Origin of the sequence: Bacillus sp. BS98 (assembly GCF_008432245.1) — a bacterium.
GTDB lineage: Bacteria > Bacillota > Bacilli > Bacillales > Bacillaceae_G > Bacillus_A > Bacillus_A toyonensis.
This window is the reverse complement of sequence record NZ_CP043830.1, coordinates 2,538,072-2,562,513: the sequence shown is the minus strand read 5'-3', so window position 1 is coordinate 2,562,513 and position 24,442 is coordinate 2,538,072. Positions and strand designations below refer to the sequence as shown.

23 protein-coding genes and 1 other annotated feature are annotated in these 24,442 nt (G+C 31.6%); of the genes, 4 read left to right on the top strand and 19 right to left on the bottom strand.

Annotated elements, in window-relative coordinates; genetic code table 11:
- Positions 1 to 154 precede the first annotated feature (154 nt).
- Positions 155 to 1,516 carry a family 8 glycosyl hydrolase gene (locus F0362_RS13215; RefSeq protein ID WP_149889812.1) on the bottom strand — a complete coding sequence of 454 codons (1,362 nt, stop codon included), beginning with the start codon at positions 1,514 to 1,516 and terminating at the stop codon, positions 155 to 157.
- 138 nt (positions 1,517 to 1,654) lie between these two features.
- Positions 1,655 to 2,569 carry a DMT family transporter gene (locus F0362_RS13210; protein WP_000932797.1) on the bottom strand — a complete coding sequence of 305 codons (915 nt, stop codon included), beginning with the start codon at positions 2,567 to 2,569 and terminating at the stop codon, positions 1,655 to 1,657.
- 150 nt (positions 2,570 to 2,719) lie between these two features.
- Here F0362_RS13210 and F0362_RS13205 point away from each other — a divergent pair, with 150 nt between their 5' ends.
- The gene (locus F0362_RS13205; protein ID WP_149889811.1) at positions 2,720 to 4,153 is read left to right on the top strand and encodes a MocR-like pyridoxine biosynthesis transcription factor PdxR; all 1,434 of its coding nucleotides are present in this window, start codon (positions 2,720 to 2,722) and stop codon (positions 4,151 to 4,153) included.
- Positions 4,154 to 4,198: 45 nt separating this feature from the next.
- Here the strand turns inward: F0362_RS13205 and F0362_RS13200 are convergent, their stop codons facing one another.
- Positions 4,199 to 4,729 carry a DUF4269 domain-containing protein gene (locus tag F0362_RS13200; protein WP_000495195.1) on the bottom strand — a complete coding sequence of 177 codons (531 nt, stop codon included), beginning with the start codon at positions 4,727 to 4,729 and terminating at the stop codon, positions 4,199 to 4,201.
- A 173-nt stretch (positions 4,730 to 4,902) separates the two neighbouring features.
- On the opposite strand from F0362_RS13200, the gene F0362_RS13195 reads away from it, so the two are divergent.
- Both F0362_RS13195 and F0362_RS13190 read left to right on the top strand, forming a co-directional pair.
- Entirely contained in the window at positions 4,903 to 5,364 is a 462-nt protein-coding gene (locus tag F0362_RS13195) for a DUF2306 domain-containing protein (RefSeq protein WP_000021721.1), read from the top strand.
- A 108-nt stretch (positions 5,365 to 5,472) separates the two neighbouring features.
- Complete coding sequence (locus F0362_RS13190) at positions 5,473 to 5,886, top strand: magnetosome magnetite crystal formation protein family (RefSeq protein ID WP_061529776.1); 414 nt, start codon at positions 5,473 to 5,475, stop codon at positions 5,884 to 5,886.
- A gap of 133 nt (positions 5,887 to 6,019) precedes the next feature.
- Here the strand turns inward: F0362_RS13190 and F0362_RS13185 are convergent, their stop codons facing one another.
- Both F0362_RS13185 and F0362_RS13180 read right to left on the bottom strand, forming a co-directional pair.
- Positions 6,020 to 6,895, bottom strand: a complete 876-nt coding sequence (locus F0362_RS13185) for a glycerophosphodiester phosphodiesterase (protein WP_000724033.1) — start codon at positions 6,893 to 6,895, stop codon at positions 6,020 to 6,022.
- 46 nt (positions 6,896 to 6,941) lie between these two features.
- Positions 6,942 to 7,742 (bottom strand): GNAT family N-acetyltransferase, encoded by an 801-nt coding sequence (locus F0362_RS13180; protein WP_149889810.1) that lies wholly within the window; start codon positions 7,740 to 7,742, stop codon positions 6,942 to 6,944.
- A 495-nt stretch (positions 7,743 to 8,237) separates the two neighbouring features.
- Here F0362_RS13180 and F0362_RS13175 point away from each other — a divergent pair, with 495 nt between their 5' ends.
- Positions 8,238 to 8,948 (top strand): hypothetical protein, encoded by a 711-nt coding sequence (locus F0362_RS13175; RefSeq protein ID WP_002038924.1) that lies wholly within the window; start codon positions 8,238 to 8,240, stop codon positions 8,946 to 8,948.
- A gap of 58 nt (positions 8,949 to 9,006) precedes the next feature.
- Here F0362_RS13175 and F0362_RS13170 read toward each other — a convergent pair whose 3' ends face one another.
- From F0362_RS13170 to F0362_RS13100, 14 genes are all read right to left on the bottom strand, one after another.
- The gene (locus F0362_RS13170) at positions 9,007 to 10,302 is read right to left on the bottom strand and encodes an MFS transporter (protein WP_000533145.1); all 1,296 of its coding nucleotides are present in this window, start codon (positions 10,300 to 10,302) and stop codon (positions 9,007 to 9,009) included.
- Between the two features lie 113 nt (positions 10,303 to 10,415).
- Positions 10,416 to 11,639 carry a methyltransferase domain-containing protein gene (locus F0362_RS13160; protein ID WP_000703296.1) on the bottom strand — a complete coding sequence of 408 codons (1,224 nt, stop codon included), beginning with the start codon at positions 11,637 to 11,639 and terminating at the stop codon, positions 10,416 to 10,418.
- 345 nt (positions 11,640 to 11,984) lie between these two features.
- Complete coding sequence (locus F0362_RS13155; protein WP_000472921.1) at positions 11,985 to 12,410, bottom strand: DUF4879 domain-containing protein; 426 nt, start codon at positions 12,408 to 12,410, stop codon at positions 11,985 to 11,987.
- A gap of 499 nt (positions 12,411 to 12,909) precedes the next feature.
- Positions 12,910 to 13,335, bottom strand: coding sequence for an ester cyclase (locus F0362_RS13150; RefSeq protein WP_000801762.1), 426 nt, complete (start codon positions 13,333 to 13,335; stop codon positions 12,910 to 12,912).
- Between the two features lie 567 nt (positions 13,336 to 13,902).
- Positions 13,903 to 14,283: a hypothetical protein gene (locus F0362_RS13145; RefSeq protein ID WP_000584988.1), complete on the bottom strand. Its 381-nt coding sequence runs from the start codon at positions 14,281 to 14,283 to the stop codon at positions 13,903 to 13,905.
- A 38-nt stretch (positions 14,284 to 14,321) separates the two neighbouring features.
- The gene (locus F0362_RS13140) at positions 14,322 to 14,795 is read right to left on the bottom strand and encodes a helix-turn-helix transcriptional regulator (RefSeq protein ID WP_001030626.1); all 474 of its coding nucleotides are present in this window, start codon (positions 14,793 to 14,795) and stop codon (positions 14,322 to 14,324) included.
- A gap of 243 nt (positions 14,796 to 15,038) precedes the next feature.
- Positions 15,039 to 15,845 carry a DegV family protein gene (locus F0362_RS13135; RefSeq protein ID WP_000831953.1) on the bottom strand — a complete coding sequence of 269 codons (807 nt, stop codon included), beginning with the start codon at positions 15,843 to 15,845 and terminating at the stop codon, positions 15,039 to 15,041.
- A 199-nt stretch (positions 15,846 to 16,044) separates the two neighbouring features.
- Entirely contained in the window at positions 16,045 to 16,551 is a 507-nt protein-coding gene (locus F0362_RS13130) for a DUF3189 family protein (protein WP_000576345.1), read from the bottom strand.
- A 79-nt stretch (positions 16,552 to 16,630) separates the two neighbouring features.
- A complete protein-coding gene (locus tag F0362_RS13125) occupies positions 16,631 to 17,098 on the bottom strand; it encodes a CcdC protein domain-containing protein (protein ID WP_000353192.1) in 468 nt (155 codons plus the stop codon).
- Positions 17,099 to 17,305: 207 nt separating this feature from the next.
- The gene (locus tag F0362_RS13120) at positions 17,306 to 17,926 is read right to left on the bottom strand and encodes a VanZ family protein (protein ID WP_000275660.1); all 621 of its coding nucleotides are present in this window, start codon (positions 17,924 to 17,926) and stop codon (positions 17,306 to 17,308) included.
- A gap of 155 nt (positions 17,927 to 18,081) precedes the next feature.
- Positions 18,082 to 19,107: a serine hydrolase domain-containing protein gene (locus F0362_RS13115; RefSeq protein ID WP_000598072.1), complete on the bottom strand. Its 1,026-nt coding sequence runs from the start codon at positions 19,105 to 19,107 to the stop codon at positions 18,082 to 18,084.
- Between the two features lie 110 nt (positions 19,108 to 19,217).
- Complete coding sequence (locus F0362_RS13110; protein WP_000722090.1) at positions 19,218 to 20,456, bottom strand: MFS transporter; 1,239 nt, start codon at positions 20,454 to 20,456, stop codon at positions 19,218 to 19,220.
- Positions 20,457 to 20,521: 65 nt separating this feature from the next.
- Positions 20,522 to 20,779, bottom strand: a binding site (T-box leader).
- Between the two features lie 176 nt (positions 20,780 to 20,955).
- Positions 20,956 to 23,094 (bottom strand): penicillin-binding protein, encoded by a 2,139-nt coding sequence (locus F0362_RS13105; RefSeq protein ID WP_000549377.1) that lies wholly within the window; start codon positions 23,092 to 23,094, stop codon positions 20,956 to 20,958.
- A 735-nt stretch (positions 23,095 to 23,829) separates the two neighbouring features.
- Positions 23,830 to 24,429, bottom strand: a complete 600-nt coding sequence (locus F0362_RS13100; protein ID WP_001110144.1) for an undecaprenyl-diphosphatase — start codon at positions 24,427 to 24,429, stop codon at positions 23,830 to 23,832.
- Positions 24,430 to 24,442: the final 13 nt, after the last annotated feature.

Sequence of the window (24,442 nt, the reverse complement as noted above, 5' to 3'; positions counted from 1 at the left end):
TCCTTCCATAAAAAAATAAAGCAAACAATAGTTATGTATATGAAAAATGCAAGTATATCTATGCAAATTTTAGAATGGATAATGTGTTACGGGATATTAAAAAGGAACTAGCGCATGCTAATTCCTTCTCCCAGCTAACCATTATCAAATTCTATTATTTATCATATCCTTCATACATTTCATCATTTATTAGATTTTGTGTTTCTTTATCATCAGGTACAGGCTTCCACCAATTTCCCGTAATAAATAGCATCGTTAATAAATTATAACTATCACTAAAATAGCTTTCTCGCTTATTCTTCATCCAATCCCAACCACTATTTACCCACTTTTGATTATTATTACTCGTTATACTTGCAGCAATAAATGGTGAAACGAATACAGCAGTTGAATAACTACCAATATTTGATCCGTTTAATTGATAGCCATCCACAATTTTAGAAGGATTTCCATTCGTCTTATTTTGAATCCATGAAGAGACTTTATCAGAGATGACTTTACTTCTTTTCTCGCCGTACATCGCATAATCCATTACAATTCTTAATGGTACCCGACTAGCATTGTAATAATATGAATTTGTATATTTTGACTCATCTAAGAAATCTTTAGGTGCGGGTTGTGGTGGATTTTTTACAACAAAATCTGAAATAAGCCCTGTATTTGGAGAGTACTTATTATTAAATTGGGTATATACATCGTACAAATTATTAATAACAGTAAGCCAAGTTTTATCACCTGTAAATTCATAAAATGCTCTAAGGTGTGACATCATCCAATCAGATGGCCTCGTATCAAGTGAACTTTTAGAATCCCAATCTCCTAAATTTAGTCGGTTATTATTCGTAACATTACTAGTTTTAATACCTTTTGTAATCATGTTTTGTGCTTCTTTCAAATAATTAACTGATCCATTTGATCCCCACTGCTTATGAGCAAGGAGAAGTGAATATGCAATATCTAAATCTCCATCAGTAGCAGAATCAAAATGTCCTTGTGCTTTTTTATTATCTGCTACAACCCACCCCATTAAATTAGGATTTTGAGAGCTTTTAAAAGTTCTTGCTGTTTTAAATAAACCGTCATAGATTTTTTGGGCATTCGAATCATAACCAGCCATTAATACTGTAATTACCATCCCATACCCTTGTCCCTCTGAAGTTCCAAGTGGCTTAAACCCATCGGCATCACCCGTAATCTCTCCTTTTACATAATAACCACCAGGTAAAGAAGATAAATCATTTTTCAAATATTTCTTTTTCCAATTATCGTAGTAACTTATTACAGAAGCATTTAAGCTTTCCTGTGTAACATGATTCGGTTTTATAACACCTGCATAATTAACTTGCTGAGGAAATGGTTTCATTTCTGTTGCAACAGCTACTTGTTGATTCATGACAGGGATAGAATGTTGTACTGAACTATCCGTTACATTTGCTGCAAAACTAGAATTAGAAACACTAGCTAATCCGATACCTATAATAGAAAGGCATATAAAAATATTTCTTTTTCTATTCATTATGTTGTCATCTCCTTTTAAAATGTTTACTACATAAAATGTAACATACAATATTTAACTGAAATACAAAATATTATATTTATCAACATAAGAAAGAAACTATATCAAAAAGTATCATAAAATCATTATCTAATTAAGTTATATCGATTTATTGTTTACTAAATTCCTATGTTTTTCTTTTCTTACTACTCGTATATGAGCAATCAATATCCCAAGTATAGTAATCCCACCTCCAATTACAGAAATAAAAGTCGGTACTTCACCTAACCATACCCAAGCTATAAAGCACGCAGTGACTGGCGTTAAATATAGAGAACTTGTTGCCTCGGAAGCACCAGCACGAGATATAATATACGCTAAGGCAAGATACGGGAGTACTGTTGGAAATAAGCCTAAATATATAACACTCACATTCACTTCAAGAGGAGCTGCTAGTGTTTCTGTATAAATTCCCGGTAAGAAAATAAGCATACATACAGTGCTAGATAAAATTGTATATATGGTAAATGGCAAAAAGCCGTACTTTTTCAAGTAAGAAGTTTGGAAAACGAAAAATAGGCTTTCTGAAACGGCTGCTAATAATATAAATAATCCTCCACTATTAAATTGAATAGAACCTCCTTGACTAAATGATATGAGAGCAATTCCAATAAAACTAATTACACCACCGATCCAGCCATTTAATTTCATTTTTTCATTCAAAAAAACAGAAGCAAGAATTGCCGTCACTATTGGAGTGACTGAAATTATTAAACTTGCAGATCCAGCATTTACTGTTTTTTCGCCGTAGTTTAATGCAATGTGATAAATAGTAAACCCTAAAGCACCGAATATAAAAATCGCTGGAATGTCTTTCAAATCAGGTAATCGCAGTTTGTATATAAAGGAAAACACAAGAAGTATGAATGAAGCGATTAACAAGCGTAGTAAAGTAAGATGTTCAGGTGTGTATGATTCAAGCCCCATACGAATTGTCGGAAATGCAGTTCCCCATATTAGAATCGTAAAAGCGTGAGCACATATGATTTGTAAATCCCATTTTTTATTAAGCATGTTTTCTCTTCCTCTCCAATAAACCAACCATTTTCAAATTGCCAATTATTTCTTTTCATCATATTTAATAGTTGATACAATGTCTTCAACCAGTTATTTATCGAAAAAACCAACCACTTTTCATTTTTAAATAAACGAGGGAGTTTTTATATGACAATCGATAAAAAGGTGCCCAAATATCGGCAGATAATAGACTATATGAAAGAAAAAATTGAAAACGGAGAATGGCCAATCGGAAGTAAGATTCCTAGCCAGCGGCAGTTAGCAAAGTTATTTCATGTAAATCGGAGTACTGTAATAACTGCGCTAGAAGAGCTTATGGCTGACGGCTTAATTCAAGGGCAAATCGGGGCAGGAACAATTGTTATGAATAATACGTGGTCCTTATTAGCAACGAATCCCCCGCCTAATTGGAGTGAATATGTAAAGGCTGGTATTCATAAACCAAGTAAGGTAATGGTACGTGAAATAAATGAAGCAGAATCAAATAAAACACTTAGCCATCTTAGTAAAGGCGAACTTGCCCCGCATCTTTTCCCACTAGAAACGATGCAATCCATTATGAAAAACGTTAGTGAGGAATTAGATTATTTCGGATATGAGGAACAAAAAGGTTTTTTTCCGTTACGTAAAGCAATAAGTAATTACGTAAAATCGTTTGGAATACACGTATCGCCTAACTCTATATTAATCGTCTCCGGTGCATTACAAGCATTACAATTAATATCAATTGGTCTTTTACATAGAAAATCAACCGTTTTACTCGAACAACCTTCTTACTTATATTCACTTCATGTTTTTCAATCAGCAAATATACACCTATCTGGTATAGCGATGGATCAGTACGGGATTTTACCTAGCGATTTATTAACATGCACTAAATATAGTCAAAAGAAAAATATTTTATATTCTATTCCTTGTTTTCAAAATCCAACAGGGATATTAATGTCTGAAAAGCGCCGGAAAGAAATATTAAAAATATGTGAAAAAGAACAGTTACCTATCATCGAAGACGATATTTACCGTGAGTTATGGATTGATGAACCACCTCCAGCTCCTTTAAAATCGATAGATAAACATGGACATGTATTATATGTTGGTAGCCTCTCTAAAACACTAACTCCAGGACTTAGAATTGGATGGATTATCGGACCAGAACCTGTGATTGATAGATTATCAGATATAAAAATGCAAACAGACTATGGATCGAGCTCTTTATCTCAAAGAGTTGCTGCTGAATGGATAAATAAAGGTTTTTATGAAGACCATGTAGCGAACGTAAGAACGCATTTAAAAGAACGAAGAAAAATGATGGTACAAGCTTTACATATGTATTGTGCAGACATAGCAACTTGGGATATTCCTAGTGGTGGATTTTTTATATGGCTAAAGGTTGTACCTAACATTCCGATGAAGAGACTATTTTCAGAGGCACTATCAAAAGGGATTCTTTTAAACCCAGGACGTATTTATGAAGAAGAATCAGATCAATGTATACGTTTATCGTATGGATATGCTTCTCCAGAACAAATAATTACCGGGATAAAATTGTTAAGTGGATTAATCCGTAAGTTAATGATATAACAAAAATCCTCTTTTATTTATAAGAGGATTTTTTGTGTACCTTATTTACCACAAACGCATTTCCTGTCCCAATAAAATAAGTTCTTCATAAGGATCTCCGTCAATTTTTAATACTTGAGCAAAAGCTAGTTCTGTTTTTATCCCTTGTTCTTTTAAGCGAATAATTTCTTCCCTTATATGTGGATTCTGCATTAATATCATGTGCTCAACAATCATATGTTTATATGCATTTTGGCTACGCACTGGCTTAGGTTGGGCAAATAATTCAAATTCAAAACCTTCAAATTTAAAATTCACCTTTATTGATTCAGTATTTTTAATTTTTTTCTTTTTTATTTTGAATCCTTCATAAGAACCATATAAAGATCTCATTTCCTGTTCAAAAACATCAAAGTTATGTACTTCCATTACAATATCTAAGTCAGATTGAAGAGTATCAATTCTTATAGGTATTGTCCCACAAAGAACGGGACTATACAAAGCTAAATCCTCCATTATGTTTAATGTATTCAAAACATCATATACTTTTTGTTGCTTGTCATTCCCTGATTGTAAATATGTAATAGATGTAAACATGGAAGTCTCTCCTTCATTTCACGTAATACGTGACTCACTAAATTCAAGAAAATTTGTCCGTTTAAATTTGTTCTAAGAGTACCTTTATTTCAATATATTAAGACGAATAAACAATATGTTTCAACTTTTCTCCTATACTGCAATACTATAAAAATAAAAAAGGAGGAATTATTATGAGCATTTTCAACATTCTTTTATCCATACACATTTTATTTGGAACAATATGCTTAATTACCGGTATTGTAGCGATGGTTGCTCAAAAGAAGAAAGGTAAACATACAGAATGGGGCGAAATATATCATGCATCTTATGTTGTTATCACCCTTACTGCAATCATATTGTCCATAATAAATTGGGATAAAATCGCATATTTATTTTATGTAGCAATTTTCTCTTATTCATTTGCGATTTATGGCTATATTGCAGGAAAAAAGCGTTGGGAAAATTGGATTCGCCACCATATTAGAGGCATGTTAGGCTCCTATATCGGTGCCGTTACCGCACTTTTAGTAAACGTCGGAATTCATATTCCTATTATTAATTTACTGCCGCCTATATGGTTTTGGTTTTTACCTACTTTAATCGGTATTCCTCTCGTAGTCAGTGTATCAAAAAAATATAAAAAGCGTAGTTAAAATTAGTTACATTTTGATTACTTTCTAGTTCATTTTTATTCCATGTTTCCTATGATATAATGGGTTGTATTGTTTTTTACCATCTACATTAAATATAGGAGGATTTTGATGATACTATCACAAGATAAAAACATTAAACTAGCGATACATGGAATTACTTTATTATCTTTCTTGGCCTTTTTCCTCTTTGGTAATACACTTTTCTTTATACCGCTCATACTTTATTTCGTTTTCAAATCACAAAGTATAAAAGAAGTGAATCTAGAATCAGCCCTTTTTCAATTTGGAGTATGGCTCGCTGTATTTCTTTGGAACTTCGTAGTAGTCCGTACGCTCATGTTTTCCTTATTACACATTGACTTGAGTACAAATTCCTTGTTTGTTATTTTTGGAACAATTCCACTATATATAATACTTTTAGCTGCTATAATTTTAGGACCAATTAAAGGGATTTTATATGAATTACAAAATAAAGAGTTTCATTATCCTATTGTTTCACGATGGGTGCATAGAACTAAATAAAAAGAATCCAATAAAGTTATTGGATTCTTTTTATTTTCTCTTTTGCATAGTTATTTAAACTTCGGCTCAATGTATTCAATGATATTACCATCATGAAAACAGCCATATATCATTTCCTATCGGGTAATTCTTTTTATTTATGATTTTTTAAATCCAATATTGAATGTAAACGATCCGGATAATTAGTAAACATCCCGTCGACTCCCCATGAAAGTAACTTTTTCATATCTTTTTCATTATCTACTGTAAATGGATGAACTTCTAATCCGTGTTTCTTTATTTTCTTTACGTAAGCTGAATCAATATATTTGTAATTCATACCAAGACCTATGCAGTATGTTTTATACTTTTCTATCTCTAATTCATTTAATTGAACTGACTTTTGATATGATAATAATTGTACTAGTGGGATATTAGCATGTAAACTATGAATCTTTTGCAGACTTTCTTCACTAAAGGATTGAATAATAACTTTATCACTTATTTGGTAGTACTTTATAATTTCTAATAGCTTTTCTTCCATACCCGGATATTCATCTGGTGACTTTGTTTCTATATAATAATTAGCATTATGCCCAAACATTTCTATAATTTCTTTTAACTTTGGAACTTTAGCATTTTCAAATTCTTTCTTTGCTAAATTCGGATATTTTTCATTGAAAAAAGAGCCTACATTTAGTTGCTTCATTTCTTCTAATGTATGTTCTTTTACTAACCCTTTACCGTTTGTTGTACGGTTTACGGTTTCATCATGCATAGCTAGTAAATGTCCGTCTTTTGTCATTTGGAGATCAATTTCTATGTAATCCCCCTTCAATTGTTGGCCTAATTTATATGCTGCTATTGTATGTTCTGGTGCATACGCAGAAGCGCCTCTATGTGCGATATTCTTTATATGATTTGATTGATTAATAGCTTTAGTGTATTTATGTTCGTTTATTTGCCGAAAAACAAAGATACTTATTACTATGAAAAAACAAATGATTGTAATTAGAGATATTTTTTTCATAACGGTATGTTAACTCCTATATTTAAAACAATTTGACTTGTATGATTTACTCAAATAAATGTCGATTTTCAAAAACAGTCATTCGTCCAACAGCTTGAAAGCCCGACTTTTTATAAATATTGATTCCATCAGGTGAAGCTTGTAAAACGCAATAAGTATTTTTTAATTTCTTTGCTTCTTGCAGCAAGAAGTTAAACATAGTAGAACCAAATCCTCGTCCTCTCATCTCTTCTTGAGTTGCTATGTCATAAATACCAATACTATCTTTTGTACAGACCAACGAACCAACAGTTACAACTTCATCTTTATACATACCTAAGTATAGTTTCATATTTTCACTATTCCATAAATCGAAAGAAGAAATTTGATTATAGAATGATTGTACATGTATACCTTCCTCTGATGTACCGAATAGATCAGCTAGCGTTTCTCCAAATCTTTGTATTTGTCCGAGCGAAGATGCTTGTTGAATTGTAAAGCCTACTGGCGTGTCTATTGTTGGAGAAATTGTTTTTAAGTCTGCAACCATCGCAATACTATGTTCTGCTTCTTTTAAACCAAATTTTAATAACTCGCTCTTAATAGTCTGCCCTTGTTCTTCATCCCAAAGCCAAACACACATTGGAAACTTCTTTTGATTATAGTATTCTACCTCCTTATTTAATTGCTTAGCTCTATCTGTTACATTATTGTTAAGTAAAGTAATGATATTAAATGTATCTGCACGTAAACCACAGTCGACAGCAATGTAATCCTTCGTTTCTTTTACATTCATTCCTTGCACAAGTCTAGCAATATATGAGATTTTAAATGTAAAATTATCTAATAGTAACTGTTTATAATTCATAAATTGTGCTCCTTTCATAAAAATTAGTATCCGAACTCTTTGATTTTAAATATAACACATAAGTTATTTACCTTTTTCTATAAAAATATCTCTTTAATTTATGCTGGATAGCTTAAAAGAATTAAAAATGATATAACGTTGTCGGAATGAAAAAAGTGGTATATAATAAACATTAACATTACTAGTAATTATTTTAGGTATTCCTAGAATAAAGGAGCGATACATATGAAAATTACTATTTATTTCGGAAGTCATGAAGATCAAGATGTACGTACTATGGACTGTCATTTAGATGTAGAAGATACAGAAGAGATTGTTTCTGTATCATAATATAAATAAACGGGATAAACCCTATTCCCTACAGCGTTTAAGACACCTTTTACAGGTGTCTTTTTTGTTGTTTTTTTCATCAAAAACCCTTTACTTTAGAGTGTTTTAATAGTAAAATATACATATACGAACAAATGTTCTTTTACTTTAATTGTACATGAAGGGATGATTTTTACAATGGCTCAAGCAAAGCGCAGAGGAAGAAAAAAGCAAACACCTATTATTTCAAATACAGGCTTTATCGGCTCTGTCTTTATTGATACATTGGAGTTACAAAAGAAATCCTATTATTTCGCTCGTAAAAAACTTCAAATTGTTCATCATGTACTTGATGGTCTATCTGGAGCAATGAGCGCATTATTTAAAGAACATAATATCACTGCATATATGTCATGTGTGTATTTACATAACCAAAAGAAAATCGGCTTTGTTCTTTCAACAAAACCTTTTGAACAAAGTGATGGTGTGTCTTATTTTATAAATTATTTGATCGAAAAGAATTTTTATGGTAACGAAGATGTAGAATACCAAGAAGTATTTAATACAGGTTTTATCGGTGTAGTATTCGCCGATTTATCTAGTATAGATCGCTTTAATTTTGAGTTTGAAATGGGTATGTTAACAAAGTTAATGAAAGATATGATTATTCCCGTTAAAGAACTCTTTTTACGCCATAATGTACCGGCTTATATCTCCACTTCTCATTTAGATGAGCAAAACAAATTAGGTTTCGTACTTTCTGTAAAACCGTATGATGAACGTGCAGAAGCAGATTTATACTTTGAAATGTATTTAAAAGAGCGTGGATTATTTATTGGTGATGAAGAAGATGATATTGATAAGATTGTTATTAGAAAGACAGCTGAATTACGATAAAAAAGCGCAGGATGATGATCCTGCGCTTTTTTATCTGTAACAATATCAAATAGTTACGTTAAACACTATAATCTTTGGAATGAATTTCTAAATTGAACTTATTTGAATAAGCTTTATTCAAAATAAGAAATACTATTCCTCCTGCAATTGGAAGCGTGTAGGCTGGAATATAATTTAATAATAGACCTGATAATGCCAGTGCTATCGGCTGCATCATTTTACCTATACTTAATCCAATACTGAGCACTCTTCCCCTATATTCATCAGGAACTTCTTTTTGCATGAAATAAATTAAAGGAATATCAATTAACGCTATTATTAGCCCGAAAGAGAACATAACAACACAATACGTAATAACGCATACAAAATCATTTGCTTCAAAACTTTTGAATAAAACTGGAATTCCTGAAATAATCATAAAAACTGCCAACATTGAACTTAGCTTTTTCAAAAGATAAGAGTAAGAAAAACGATTAGTTATCTTTTTCACTAAAATTGCACCAATTATCATCCCTACTGGAAAAGTTCCTTGAATGATACCAAATTGCTTCGAACTAAGATTGAGAACTGTGTTAATAATGTATGGTAATGGAACAGTTACAGCAAATCCTAAGAAGAAATTAAGCGAAATTAAAATATGAAACGTATTCTTTAAGCTTTCCCTCTCCATTAAGTAAAAGTATCCCTCTTTTATATCTTTAATAAAATTAATTTCTCTTATTGAACATTCCTCCTTTATATCGTGCCCGAACAATTTAAAGTGAATAAACAGTATGGATATGCCAGAAAGGATAAATGAAATACCGTTTATCATTATAAAAAGTTTTATGTCTACAACAGCAAAAACGATACCACCTAACATAGGACCGAGAATTAAAGATACAGAATCAATAATTTTACTTATAGAATTAATACTCATTAGCCTCTCTTTAGAGACGATATTCGGTTTTGCGGATTCTAATCCTATTCCAAAAAACGTTGTAAATACTGTTAAAAGAAAAGTAGTAGTATAAATGATGAATAAGTTTAATCCATAATTACTGCTCAATGTATAAACAGTAATTAATAAGCCTCCACTTAGTAAATCCATACAAACGACCAGTTTCTTTTTATCAACTTTATCTGCGATTACACCTGCAAATGGATTCATAACAATCATTGGAATCGTTCCTAAAATAAGCGTAATTGCGAAATTCCATGCTGATCCGGTTATTTGTAACACATATAATCCTAATGCGAAACTATAAATAGAGCTACCAAATATTGATACTGTTTTCCCAAATGAATAGAGATAAATATTTCTTAGTTCTTGAGTACTTTGCTCATTTTGTGAATGTATTCGTAAACGTCCCATAACTCTTTCCTCCCGTTTAACTTTGTATTACATACAGTGTAAGTTCTCGGGTCAACCCAATATCAATATGCTATTATTAAAAAGTTTTAAAAGAAAAATAAAAGAAGATGGGGTTAACCCCATCTTCTTCCGAAAAATGAATATGTATAAATTTCTTCTCCTTGAACGAAGAAATTTTCGTATTTCCCGCCTCTTTCCAAATAATTAGAAGTTCTTTCATCAATGGTTTGAAACTGTAGTTTTTGAATTTCTCCCTTAACTTTTGAAGAGGTAAAATTCTCTCGTAATCTAATTGATATATGACTATGTATGCTGAAATTTTTAAATAAAATATATGAGCTTAGCATATAACACTCTGGCTTAAAAAGTGGATTTAATTCATGCAACAAAAAGTTTTTATGCTCAAAACTATAATTACTTGTACCAGACTGATCAATGACAATATCAGCAGAATAATTCTGAAGAGGTATGTTTAAAAAGTCGGCACAGATAAATAGAATGTTTCTTTTCGGGTTTCTTCTTTCAATTACATCTTTTAAAAATAAAAGTTTATTCAAATCTCGATCAACAGCAATATATAGGCAATTTCCTGGTAGTTCCTCATAAATATTTCGTAAAAAGAACCCAATACCAGATCCTAAATCAAGTAGTATTTTTTCATTTAAATCTAGTTGCATTAGTTTCTTTTTCGCCCATTCTCCTCCTCTTTGAACATTTTCCAAAAAAGCAGTATCAGTTTCATGGATATAATCCGAAATAGAATCTTCAAGTGATGTCTTTTCATATGCTTTACATGAGTTTCCCGCTGTTAAAACCCCTGAAATAATCGCGTATTCTTCACCACAATTACAAATTAACTTTCCCTCAACAATTTGATTCTTATTGATAATGCCATCTTCAAGAATCAAATTTCCGTTACACTTAAAACACTTAAATACATTAAGTACGTTTAAATCTATCCCTAAAATTGAATTCGAAATTTTAGTTTTTATAGATAAATTATTTAACGCTTTCTTTAATTTATCTTTTTGTTCCTCTAAATTTTTTATTTCCTGTTCAATCTTTTCATATTTCAATTTAAATAAAGATTGATAAAAAGTATTTTTTTCGTAATCTATAGATTTCCCTAAATTTTTATAAAGAAAAAGATCTTTAATTTCATTTAAGCTAAATCCTAGCCTTTTGTACTCTAAAATAAGTTCCATATCTTTTTGACAATACTCATCAAAAAAATAGTGCCCACCTTTCTTTTCAGGAATAATGAGACCGAGGTCTATATAATGTCTAATCGTATCTACACTTACAGTATTTACTTCTGCAAACTTACTGATTTTCATACTATCACTACCATTTATATATTTGTTTATACATACTTCTTTATTATTTTAAAAAATCCTTTCATCTCCCTATACAAAATTATTTATGGTATGAAAAAGATGTAATTCATTTTAGGGTTCCGTCACATACTCATCCAGCTAAGCTTATATAAGTTTAGCTATTCTTTTTTAATCTTGAATTTTGGCGTAAGTACTACAGTCTTTTTCTGTTCTCATTGAATTGGAATATGCAAGGTTACGTACTTTAACTATAGAGGACTTGTACTACCCGTTCCTATCAATTTCATAGACGTTTAGGATGTTGTTTTATGGGAAGTGTTCTTGCTGTGCGAACGTTTTCAAAAATTATTGAATATAAATTGACGTACGCATTGTATTAAATGGTGCGTTTATAGATGTTTTTTGGTATTCAAATGTTCCTTGTTGATGTCCAGACGCATCCCATTTGTAATACCAGCCAACGATTGGTTTTCCGCCGATTATTGTGGATCCAATACTTTTTACATTAGAACCATTCATTTTAGTAAATGGATTTTGACCGTATCCCATCTCTTTCGTTGTAATATATAAGTATTTTCCCCCGTGGTTACGTGTTGTGCTAAAGCTGTTTTGGTTAATTGTTTCTACTCCGCCCAGCTCAGACTCTACTTGTACGACGTTTAGTGAAGTAAGTGGAGCTGCAGGTCCAGCCGAAGCTTCTGTTGCCATTCCTAACCCAACGAACGCTGTGATTGCTAACGATGAAATCCCTAGTGCTGCTTTTTTAAACATAAAAAACATCCCCTTCCATCTATTGTTTTCTCTTTCATTGCCAATATAATCCTAATAATCTTATATGTAAATAGATTGTAACTGTATAAATATTAGTGCGAATATTCTATTATATGTTTCTACAATTCTATTACTTAATATGAATAACTTACAGTGTAAAACGAAATACACATTACAACTTGATTCTATTATTTTCATTGTTAGCTAGTCTATCCCGAATTTAAACCGCATGAACAATTATTGCTATTTTTTGGGTTCATAAACAGGTGTCTATGTTTGTTGTTACCATATAATAAAGTTACACTAAGCTGATGTCAGTACACGTAGAAACAATAAAAAAGAGCATATTTTAAAAGATTTATTAATACATGCTCTTTTTTTATTAATTTGAATGAATCTTTCAGTAAAAAAGTGCATTGATTTGTATCCTTTATGTAATAGAAATACTCGTTTTAAAAATCTTGTTTTTGTGCTTTTTACTATTATTCTTAAAGATAATTTATTGAATGTTCTTATTGTACTCTAATTGATTTTGAATTCCTGATCTATCAATTTGAATCCAATACTCTGAAATTTTCCCGTTTTCAATTCTATATACCGCACTTGCTATTTGAGTTATAGGGAGGCCTGTAGGTTCGTATCCATCTATTTCTCCTATGTGTGTACCTACTTGCTTCCAGCGTACATATACTTTACTATCTTGTACTAATAATTCTTGAATTTCTAAAGAGAAATTTCCATATACTTCTATCATCTCTCTTACATGCTCAGCATAATCTTTTGGCGATCTGTATACTGTTTGTTCCTCTTCAGATATAACTTGATGTGCCAATACTTTATCTGCCATATATCGATTTGAAAAGTCTGGATTATTCCCTGAACGCACTTCTTTGAAGAAATTTCTAACAATTAGTTCTGGTTTCATTAAACATCCCCCTTAAAAATAAATCCAATACTAATATCACCTGAATGTATTAGATAAGTGTTATATTACTCATTCTCACTCTTTCTCAATAAGCATGTCAAGTTTGTAGTGTTGGCATGCAAATTGTAAACTCGCTTATGCTTTGTATTCTTCCGTTCATTCTTGAAAATTTCTAACAACTCGTATTTACCATATTTTATATCCCATATTCCTAAGCTTCTTTATTCTAGAATGTTTTTACTACACTATTTATTTTTTCTTTTTCCCTTGCAGGAACAACTGTGATAACATTACCTTTATCATTTAAAGTCAGAGTGTGTAGAAATTACAGATAGCTATCGATATGCTACCTACTACGTACTGGATGAAATCAAACGTTTATGTGCAATCCAGCTAATAGGGAAATGATTCATGTGAAAAAGGAGATGCTATAGGTACTATAGCATCTCCTTTTTATGTACTGATTCATAAAGAAAGACAGCGATTCTTCCTCTACCTTTGTTGTGCTATCTTTTTTGGATTAAGTCACCATGTAGCAGTAAATAAAAATGAGCTTAGTTTAAAAAACTAGTTGATATACATGGAATCAGGTACAGACATTAAAACATAAAAAAGGTCTCCTACTATTCCACTAGTAAAAATAATAAATCCCATATTACGTATTCCTTTAATTTTTGACCGTAATCCAATGATTCCAGCTAATAGCCCAGTTAAAGAAAATAGAATCCAGTATAATTCTGTAGGAATATCAAGAAGTTTATTCTCAGAAATCCCCATTCCCCAAAAAATAAAAGGCAGTACGACAAAGGAAAGGCTAAGTAATCCTAGTATACTTACGAGTAAGTTACGATGTTTAATCCCATTAATAATTAAATACAATCCTCCAAAAAATCCGCATAACACGAGATAAGGCATATAGTAGATCCAAAGTAAACTCAAAATGATCATATGTAATTCCCTCCAATTTTTCTGCATTCTCTATAATTTTAAGGGGTTATTTGACTGTCTGAATTCGTTGCTAATTGATTCATTTGATTTAGCGCTTCTTCTAAATCAAATGAATTAAACCAACGGTAATCCTGTTTGTCTAAAATACGATAATGCTGACTAATCAGATTTTGTTGTAAACGAAAGTTCCCTTTTTCTTGAATCTGTTTCCACCAGACTTTTCCTCCCAATGTTTTTTCTTTGAAATTGCTAGTGCTACTGTGGGCCATTGTTTCGATTACTACTAATGGATCATCCCCAAGAGCATTCTGTAAAACTTCACTATCTCTAAACAATGCACAAATAGCAATGGTGTTGGTCCAGCCTGCATTCGTTCTCCCTTTCTCAATTTGAACAAGCGTTTTTTTGGATATCCCGAGAATTTCAGCCATTTTATCTTGCGTATATCTTTTTTCAGTACGTATTAACTTTATTTTCGTTGAAATGAGTTCAATTGTATGATCTTTATTCACTTTCTCTCCTCCAAAAGTAACTAATGTTTTATTTAGTGTAATTTTACACTAAAATAATCCCGTTTTCAACTCGATCCTCCCTAAATCTTGTAAGAAATAATCGGATAAGCCATAAAAGAGCATTCCACAGTTTTCTATGAGGTATTGAGGAATTATCGATTTCTAAGCTCGATGGAGATTTGGCAGGGGTCCATTTCATTTTAATTAAATAAAAAACCCGTGAATCATTCACGGGTTTTTTATTTAATAACTAATTGCTATTGTTCCCTCACCTGCATGAACAGCAAATGAAATCGGTAATGGATATAGTTTGAAGTCCATTTCAGGGAATGCTTGTCTTATATCTGAAATCCATTCTTCAGCTCCATCTTTGTCATTAGCATGGAACATATGAAGTACTTTAGGTAATTCTTTTTCAAGCTCATTTTTAATATATTCTCGACATTTTTGGATTTTACGAACTTTCTTTTCAAGTAAAAGTTCGCCGCCTTTTACTTCTAATATTAAGTTGACACTTAATAAACTTCCAAGTAAAAATTGAACTCCCTTTACACGTCCACTTGCATACAAACCTTTTAAGCTCTTTGGAAATACATGAAAAGGTCTTCTTTTTTCATCTACTAATGTTTTGTGTATATCTTGTAAAGTCATACCATCATTGTATAACAATTTCGCTTTTCTAATTAGTTCATCCATTGGATAACTTGTCGTTTCACTGTCTAATACCGTTAATGGGAACCCAGCCATTTCTGCAGCTAATTTCATGTTTTGATAGGTTCCACTTACTTTTCCGCTAATAGCAACTGCAAATCCTTCTTCATATTCTTCTTTGCATTTCGTAAATAACTCTACCATTTCCCCAATGTTAGGTTGTGATGTAGTGACTGTCTTACCTTCGTTTAACGCATTATAAACACGTTCACGTACACCTTCTTCACAATCTTTGTACGACACACCATCAATAATAACCTCGATTGGGATAACAAAGTTATCTCCTTCTGTTGTAAAACTCGCAGTTGTACTATCAGTAATCCAAGCAACACGCTTCATGTTGTTCCTCCCTTAATTCAATTCCTCTTTTCTAATTTTTCTATATATTTATGCTATGAAAAGAGAATATCCCTGTAATAGTAACAGGACTTTATTGTTTTGGCTATAGTAGATGAAAATTAAATGTGACTATTTCTTGTCTGTTTCACCAATAAAAAAAGAAAATCGGAGCATATGTCCGATTTTCTTCTTCCATACATTATTTAAAATTTTCATTATCTAAAATTACAACATAATCATTCGTCAATCGCCCAGCTTCTTTCGTATAACTGACAAGCCTTTGTATGTTATCACAACAAATTTTTGCTCCCCATACGAGTAAGGGTACGCCGATAAAATCGATATGAAACCTCCTAGAAAACAGACCACCAAAAGTCATTGGTAAAGGCACTGTTGGTGATGTATTAGAAAAAATAATCTTTTCATGGCTTTCATAATGTTTTTGTAGAATCTCTCCTAAATGCTTCATCGCAGGTACAACGACTTTTGATGCGCCGCATCCAATCGTATATACAGGATTGCCATTTTCGTCTAATCCATGAAAAATAATTTTCCCCATATCTTCTGTTTTTAATTTATTGAAGTACTCTACATTTAATATTTCTTCTTTCGTTAACTTCCGATCAGTTGGTAATTTATTTAAATGATACGCTGCAGCTAGTGAAGTTGTATGTGTACCACCGAAGTCTGTGTAAATGAATATCATATTATCATCCCTTGTTGTAAATGTTCAATGTTATTTAGTATTACCGTTCATAGCATTGTTAAACAAGGGAAGAATGAAATTACGCTTTTTGTGTTAAATCATTATATTTTTTCCAAATATAATATCTTCTACTGATTACAGTACCTAATGTGATACATAAAAAGGCATTCGTTACAATCGTTAATGTTTGATGCGTACTGCCAGAAAACATACTCTGCTTAATCACAACTTTTGCACCTAAAATAACAAGTAGAATAATTGTACTTAACCAATTTCCCTTTCGTAATACATGACCTGTTTCACTATCTAATCGAAATGTTAATGCTTTTCCCCTAATAACCCCAAGACCCAATCCAATACCGAGCATTGCAACAAATAGTAGTACTTGTAATATATTTAATTGTCCCATATGAATAATGGACTGGATTGTTACGAAGCACAGCAAAGCCGGAATGATCCAAATACGATTAATATTCACTTTATATTCCTTACTTTGCATTAATATAATTATAAGAATAACAAGTAGAATAACAAATAGAATATCCATTAAGAGTCCTCCTATATACTTGTTTGCCTTTGAAAATTATATTCGCCTCTTTTCATCCCATACTTGAAATACGATAGCTACTTTAAAGTGTATAATGTGGAATGTAATTTCCCATCAATCTTACTCATTAGTTATAAAAATAAAAAGACATACTTATTACTCGTACGTCTTTATTATTACATTCATAAACTCGTTTAACCTTTATCATTACTTAACATCTTTAGAACTAGTTTTATCTACTACTTGCATGTTAAATGTAGCAGCTAGCTTTAAAGTGATTTTATAAATAAAATAACCAACAATAGAACCTAGAACGTTACAGATCACATCATCAATATCAGTAATACGTGCCCATCCACTAAATAAAGACTCAATTAGTTGTAATAATTCAATACTAACTGATATGGTAAATCCTAATAAAATAGTATTTTTAATCTTTTTATATGTATCCCATATAATTGGTGCTAAAAAACCTAAAGGTATTAATAATAAAACGTTCCCACCAACATTTCTTACGATTAGACCGATCATAAATAGGACATCACCATCATAAGCACTTCCTATTTGACCAATATCCTTAAAAATTGATGCAAAGGGAATAATATTAACTGAACGACTAAGATTTTCAGCACTAGAAGGAAAACCAATTGGTAAAGGAAATAAAGTTACGGCAACAACCATACAAATGTATACTACGAATAGAAAACGAATTAATTCTTTCCACCAATTTACATGTTTTTTATTTTTCATCCCAATTAAAATACTTCGTACAATTAAATAGGAGATGACTCCAAAAACAATAAACATACTACCGTTTAATATATACAAATTTTTCCCGCCTCTTTAATATTACATATAAATATCGATATACAATCATAAAACAGTGTTAATCAATTACAGAAAGTCTTCATTTAATAATTAAAATGAAGACTTATACAGAGTACATTTCAAGGCAGATGCAATTATGAACTCTTTTAACTTTTTCAAAAATATTTTTCTAGTTCTTTCATTAATTTTTCAGGTCCTGCTCCTTTATTCGAAGGAATAACTAATGTAATTCCTAAGTCTGGATAAACAGCCGAGCGAAAACTAACACCTGGATCATAGCCCATTATATGATATTTAAAAATATTATTTTGTCTTGTTTCAATCCATATTCCATAGCCGTAAAACTGATTATTATTTACTTGAATGTGAGGAATTAAAAGTAAATTAGTATATTCTTGGCTTAATATTTCATAGTTAAATAATGCTTCCCAGAACTTAAGCATGTCTGGTGCGGTAATATAAGCACCGCCATCAGAACCACCTTTTATCGGTATGGAATATGCATTTGTTCTCCATTTTTGGCTATTTACATCTTTTATATATCCAAGAGCGGTGTGCTTTGGTAATGTATCTAAAGAGAAATAGCCGGAATCATTCATGCCAATTGGATTCAATATTTTTTGCTCTATATATTCCGCAAACTCAAGTCCTGTTTGCTCTTCTATTATTAATCCAAGTAAGATAAAGCCTGCATTGTTGTAGTGAAACTTACTTCCTGGTGCAAACATCATATTATTGTTTTGAAATAATGGTAAAAAGTCTTTTAAACTTTTTAAAAGGTACATAGGTGTTTGCTTCCAAAGATCCTCAAAGTTATCCATTATACTTTCGTCAAAATAATCTGGAATACCAGAACTATGTGTTAAAAGTTGGTGTATTGTAATATCATCATTGAAGTTTGGAAATTTAATATGTAGACAATCTTTTAACTTTGTATGAAAAGTAATTACACCTTTTTCAACAAGTTGACAGATGCCGATTGCAGTGAATAATTTACATCCTGAAGCAATTCCGAATTTTGTTTGTAGTGTATTGTTTATACATTCACTTCTATTTGCGTAACCAAACGCCTCTTCATAGATTAAGTTTTTTTCTTTTTTCACTAAAACTACCCCAGAGAAATCTATATTCCGATACATCTCTTTTACAATTTTGTCTATTTCCCCTTTTGTTTTTATCACGACAACCACCCTTGTCTTTCCTTATTGTTCTTTCCCCTTATTATTTTTCCATATAAAGGGGAAAGAACCCTTTAATTGAATACGATAAATTATTAATAAGAACACAAAATTCATTTCGAATTTATTGATTCATCGGAACCCCACTTAAATTGTGATGGTAATAAAGTAAATACACACAATACGATAGTTATAAACAGCATTCCTAATGTTCCTACAATGACTACAAGTTGTATAGAAATGAATTGCGTTGCAACAGCGGACAATATTGTAATAAAAATTGTTACTACTGCAATAAAGAGCCCATATATACTCCCAATCCGTCCCATCATATGAACAGGAACGTTATTTTGGTAAAATGTATAATACCCTGTATTTGCATATGCCATAGAGAAAGATAAAATAAGAAATCCGGTAGCAGCTATTAAAAATCCACTTGAAAAAGCGTAGATTAAATATCCGAGTGCGATGAATAATGATCCTATCCCAATTAGAAATGAAGGTGCTAATCTTTTTGATAAAATTGTATTTGTTATGGCGCCTAAAATACAGCCCGCTCCACCAATACTTACTAAAAAGCCATACTCACTATCTGTTAACAATAAAATTTCTTTCGCAAATGATAATTCAAGTGAATCAGTTGCGGTAGCTAGTACCATCATTCCTTGGAATAAGAAGTACACACATACGACATACACATGTTTTTTACTAAAATTTATAACAGTGTTCCAATCTTTTTTTAATAGTGAAATAGATATTGTATTACTAGGTGAATGAGAATCTTCTTTTTTATCAAGATTAGGTAAAAGTAGTGTAATTAATCCTGATAAGAGAAATGCTATAGTATTCATATATATAGTAAACTCTGGTGTACTCACTATTAATAAAGCTCCCGCTACCGCCGGACCAATTAAAAATGCACCGGATGATATTAAGCTACGTAGTGAATTGAAACGTTGTCTTTGCTCTACTGGAATTAATTTCGTCATATACGTCATAGTAGTCGGCTCATAAATCGCGCTGGCCATACTTATAAAGAATACGAATACATAAACAATCCAAAGTGATGGAAGTACAGGTAACATAGCAATACATATTGCACGATATATATCAAGGTGTATCATTAATTTTCGTTTATTTAAACGATCAATCATACTTCCTGACCAAGCGTTTGTAAATAAAGCGGCTAGTGGCTTAATTACATATAAAGTAGCAACAGCTAAGGCTGAGCCACCCATATTATAGACAAGTACATTCAGTGCTATCAAGTAAATCCATGCACCTAAATTCGCAATACCAACTCCAGACAGTAGTAATAAAGGATATTTCCAATCTTTAAGTATTTTTTTCACTTTAGGTCCCCGCTTTCCATATTGTTTTAAAACAATAAAAAAATCCCACCCCCAAGACTTATAGTCTTAGGGACGAGATTTATCATCGCGGTGCCACCCTAGTTTATTAATATGTCGCCATATTAAACTTATCAGGTACTGCATTGTTTTCATGCTTATACCGTAGCTCTATAACGGGAGCTCCCGTCACACCATCCTCTTATAAAAGATTCCGATGTACTGCTCAGAGGCTTGGTTCAATAAAGAATTTTTGCTCCTTTTCAGCTTTATGGAGCTCTCTGTGAAAAATTCATTTTATTTACTCTTCTCTTCACTGCATTTGATTTTTTCCATATTATCACATATATATTTAACTGTAAATAATAAATAATTACATATTTCAAGTTATGCCAATGTTAACAGTCTTATTTATTATTTTTTCTAAAAATTACGGTGCGTGAAATTACTAGAATCTCTAAAAAAAGAGCCTCTTATATATAGGCCCTTCACAATGTCCAAATTAATTCGTATTTGCCTCTACTAACGGTTGTAGCGGTGGTTCTAATTCTAGTTTTAACGTATCACCTTCTTGTAAATCTTTCCCTTTTTCAATACTTTGATTTGTTACATAACCCGTCCCTGAAGTTTTTAAATCTAATTTCAAAAGCTTAGAGAAATACATAACATCACGCATGGACCAACCTTTTATATTTGGCATTTTTGCGTTATTTCCTAATAGAAATATACGATCTCCTTCACTCATTACCTCACCAGACTGTGGGTATTGTTTTATTATTTTTCCTTCTCCTAAAATAACCGGCTGTAGCTTCTCTTTTTCTGCACTTTTTTCTACTGTCCCCATGGATTGATTCACATAACTTTGTACTTTTAATTGAGATTGCTTCGTTGCATCGACAATTTGTTTTTCTGTATATGGTTTCACCTTTAAATATTCTAAACTATTTTTTATAACTGGTTTAAATATTTCAGCAAGAGGCTGAGCTCCATACTCGTCTCCCTTTAATTTTGGCTGCTTAATAGCTAAGTATACGATTAACTCTGGGTCATCAATTGGAGCCATTCCTAAAAATGAAAAAATATAATTTTCTTTCCCTTCCATATATCGTCCATTTTCAGGGTTCGGAATTTGGGCTGTTCCTGTCTTACCCCCAATTGGATAACCATCCACTTTATACATTGTACCAGTTCCTTTTGAAGACGTAATAACGCGCTCCATTAAGCTTCTTACCTTGTCCGCTGTCTCTTTTTTTATCGGATTCCCAATTTCTTTCGGTTGATTTTCCATAATAACTTGTTTGTTTGTTGGATTTACAACTTTATCAACGATATATGGTTGCATCATTTTCCCGTCATTTGCTATTGCCGTAGCGGCTTGTATTAATTGAATAGGAGTGACAGTGGAACCTTGCCCGAAAGAAGTTGTAACTTGTTGGATTTGTGTGTTTAATAATAATGTATTTTTACTTTCTCCGGGTAAATCTATTCCTGTTTTTTGATTGAAACCAAATTTATTCATATATTGCTTAAATTTATTGGGTTTTAATAACTGATCTTCTAAAATAGAAAAAGCTACATTTGACGATCTTTCAAAGCCTTCATCAAATGTAATTGAGCCCCATCCAAATCCACCATTATGATCCTTTATATCTGTTGAACCAACCGAATATTTTCCTGATTGAAAATATTCTTTCCCGTTATATACACCTTCATTAATAGCAGCAGCTAACGTAAACACTTTCATTGTTGAACCTGGTTCATATGCGTTTGCAATTGGATCATTTAAAAAGTATTCGATATCGCCTTTATTAGGATTATAACTAGGCTTACTAGACATCGCTAAAACCTTACCAGTTTTTGGATTTGCAATAATTCCTATTAACATAGAAGGATCATAGTGTTGTTGTGCTTTGTTCATCGCTTCTTCTAAAAAACTATTAATTTGCTTATCAAGCGTAAGATATACGTTATTTCCATGTTTAGCAGGTTCTACTTTACCTATGTCATTTGTAAGTGGGATACCTTTTCGTGTTCCTACATATTCTATATTCCCGTTCGTAGAGCGCAAATATTTATCCAAACTTTTTTCAAGTCCAAATTTCCCTTCCGTATTTCCTTTATCATCTGGTCTAGCAAAACCAAGTATATAGGATGCAAAATCTTCATTTGGATACACTCTTGCTTTTTCAGGCATAAAAGATACACCCGGTATTTTTAATTTCCTAATTTTCTCCTTCGTTTCTCTAGATAAGTTCCGACCAATTTTTCCAATTTCAACTTGTGTGCGTCCTTCATGAAAATTTTTTATTACTTCCTCTTTATCAATTTCAAGTACATCAGCTAATTGTTGTGCCGTTTCATCACTATTTTTCACTTTATCTTTTCCTTTTAAATTCACAACAACTCGATACGTTGCGGAATCTTGTACTAGTACCTTTCCAGTTTGGTCATAAATTGTGCCACGGTTTGCTTCTAATACTCCATTTTTATTATGTTGTTCATTCGCGAGATCTTTTACATCCACATTATGCACGACTCCTACTGCTTGTATATAGAATATACGCAAAAGCATAGTAAGAAACAAAACAATAAAAGCAACCATCATATAACGAGCACCTTTATTCGTTTGAAGTTTATGCATATTTATCTCCTTTCATTTGTAATTGATTCCTGCGAAGATGCGCTTTAAAATATGTAGTTTTTGTTTTATTTTCGATACTATATGTTTCGAAGTTTTCTGTTTAATCCCTTTAAAACAAAACCAACTATTATTATTTTGGGTTTAATTTTATTCATTTATAGTACGGTATGTGAAATTAATGAATATTCAAATAAAAATACTTTTTTTAAAGTTAGCTTTCCTTTATCGTGTAAAGAGAGACTAAAAACCTTTATTTGCTATATAGATAAGTAATTTCTTCAAGTGTTTAACATGAATATTATAATTGGAAAAATAAGGTTGTCTAATGATAGTATTATTACAATAGATTTTTAAACGCGTCGGGAGGTGTTGTTTTGGAGAAGGAAGTAAAGAGCGAAGTAATTAAAATTATAGCCGTGACTGTTGTAGGTGTAATCCTTATATTATCGATACCGTATCTTTTTAACTATTTTTCGTAACCTGGCTGTTATTATATATAATGTAAAGCTCTCCTAAATAAAAAAATTTGAGATTACCGATAATAATGTTATTATTACACCCCCTACTGTACTCATATTTCCTACATTATTTACTCTAACTACTTGTTGACAATCATCAGTTTTTTCTACATTTCATTTCCAATACCATTCTTTTATTCAATAAAAAAAGTTCCCCCTATTGATACCCAAGGTGGGAACTTTTTTAAACCAAACTTATAAATAGTAGATTTTAACCCTAAGCTATATGGTTATATTTTGCTAAAAAAGGAATTCGTTTTGCTACCAACGCATACATTTTGAAAACGATTTTTGCGATTGGTTCAAATATTCGTTTATTCTGCAACAACAAGCTGCTTGTTATAATTGTTATTACAGCGGCACCAATTACATCTAACGGGAAATGAACACCTACATACAAACGTGATATGCCAACTAATACCGCCCAAATAAGCGCTATATATTTAAGTTTTTCTCCTCTAAGCATAAAGACGAACGCAATCGAAAATACAAGTACAGAATGATCGCTAACGAATGATGAATTTTCTGCATGTGGTACTAATTGATGCACATCATGTGCTATAAACGGACGCGGATGGTAATATACCGCATGAATGAAAACATTTACTAATAATGCAATCATTACAGAAAGTGTCGTATATAACACTGTGTATTGTTTTCTTATCGCTTTCTCTTTTTTTCCATTATGAAACCATAAGATAAACATAAATAGAATCGCCACATATGCAGCACTATTTGTAATAACAATCATTACCTTATCTAATAGTGTAGATGTACCAGCTAAATTGTTTATCCATTGAAATACTGTGTAATTCACGTTACTCTCTCCT

Coding starts and splice junctions, on each gene's coding strand:
- F0362_RS13215 (WP_149889812.1), bottom strand. CDS start 1,516: ATGAATAGAAAAAGAAATATTTTTATATGCCTTTCTATTATAGGTATC.
- F0362_RS13210 (WP_000932797.1), bottom strand. CDS start 2,569: ATGCTTAATAAAAAATGGGATTTACAAATCATATGTGCTCACGCTTTT.
- F0362_RS13205 (WP_149889811.1), top strand. CDS start 2,720: ATGACAATCGATAAAAAGGTGCCCAAATATCGGCAGATAATAGACTAT.
- F0362_RS13200 (WP_000495195.1), bottom strand. CDS start 4,729: ATGTTTACATCTATTACATATTTACAATCAGGGAATGACAAGCAACAA.
- F0362_RS13195 (WP_000021721.1), top strand. CDS start 4,903: ATGAGCATTTTCAACATTCTTTTATCCATACACATTTTATTTGGAACA.
- F0362_RS13190 (WP_061529776.1), top strand. CDS start 5,473: ATGATACTATCACAAGATAAAAACATTAAACTAGCGATACATGGAATT.
- F0362_RS13185 (WP_000724033.1), bottom strand. CDS start 6,895: ATGAAAAAAATATCTCTAATTACAATCATTTGTTTTTTCATAGTAATA.
- F0362_RS13180 (WP_149889810.1), bottom strand. CDS start 7,742: ATGAATTATAAACAGTTACTATTAGATAATTTTACATTTAAAATCTCA.
- F0362_RS13175 (WP_002038924.1), top strand. CDS start 8,238: ATGATTTTTACAATGGCTCAAGCAAAGCGCAGAGGAAGAAAAAAGCAA.
- F0362_RS13170 (WP_000533145.1), bottom strand. CDS start 10,302: ATGGGACGTTTACGAATACATTCACAAAATGAGCAAAGTACTCAAGAA.
- F0362_RS13160 (WP_000703296.1), bottom strand. CDS start 11,639: ATGAAAATCAGTAAGTTTGCAGAAGTAAATACTGTAAGTGTAGATACG.
- F0362_RS13155 (WP_000472921.1), bottom strand. CDS start 12,410: ATGTTTAAAAAAGCAGCACTAGGGATTTCATCGTTAGCAATCACAGCG.
- F0362_RS13150 (WP_000801762.1), bottom strand. CDS start 13,335: ATGAAACCAGAACTAATTGTTAGAAATTTCTTCAAAGAAGTGCGTTCA.
- F0362_RS13145 (WP_000584988.1), bottom strand. CDS start 14,283: ATGATCATTTTGAGTTTACTTTGGATCTACTATATGCCTTATCTCGTG.
- F0362_RS13135 (WP_000831953.1), bottom strand. CDS start 15,845: ATGAAGCGTGTTGCTTGGATTACTGATAGTACAACTGCGAGTTTTACA.
- F0362_RS13130 (WP_000576345.1), bottom strand. CDS start 16,551: ATGATATTCATTTACACAGACTTCGGTGGTACACATACAACTTCACTA.
- F0362_RS13125 (WP_000353192.1), bottom strand. CDS start 17,098: ATGGATATTCTATTTGTTATTCTACTTGTTATTCTTATAATTATATTA.
- F0362_RS13105 (WP_000549377.1), bottom strand. CDS start 23,094: ATGCATAAACTTCAAACGAATAAAGGTGCTCGTTATATGATGGTTGCT.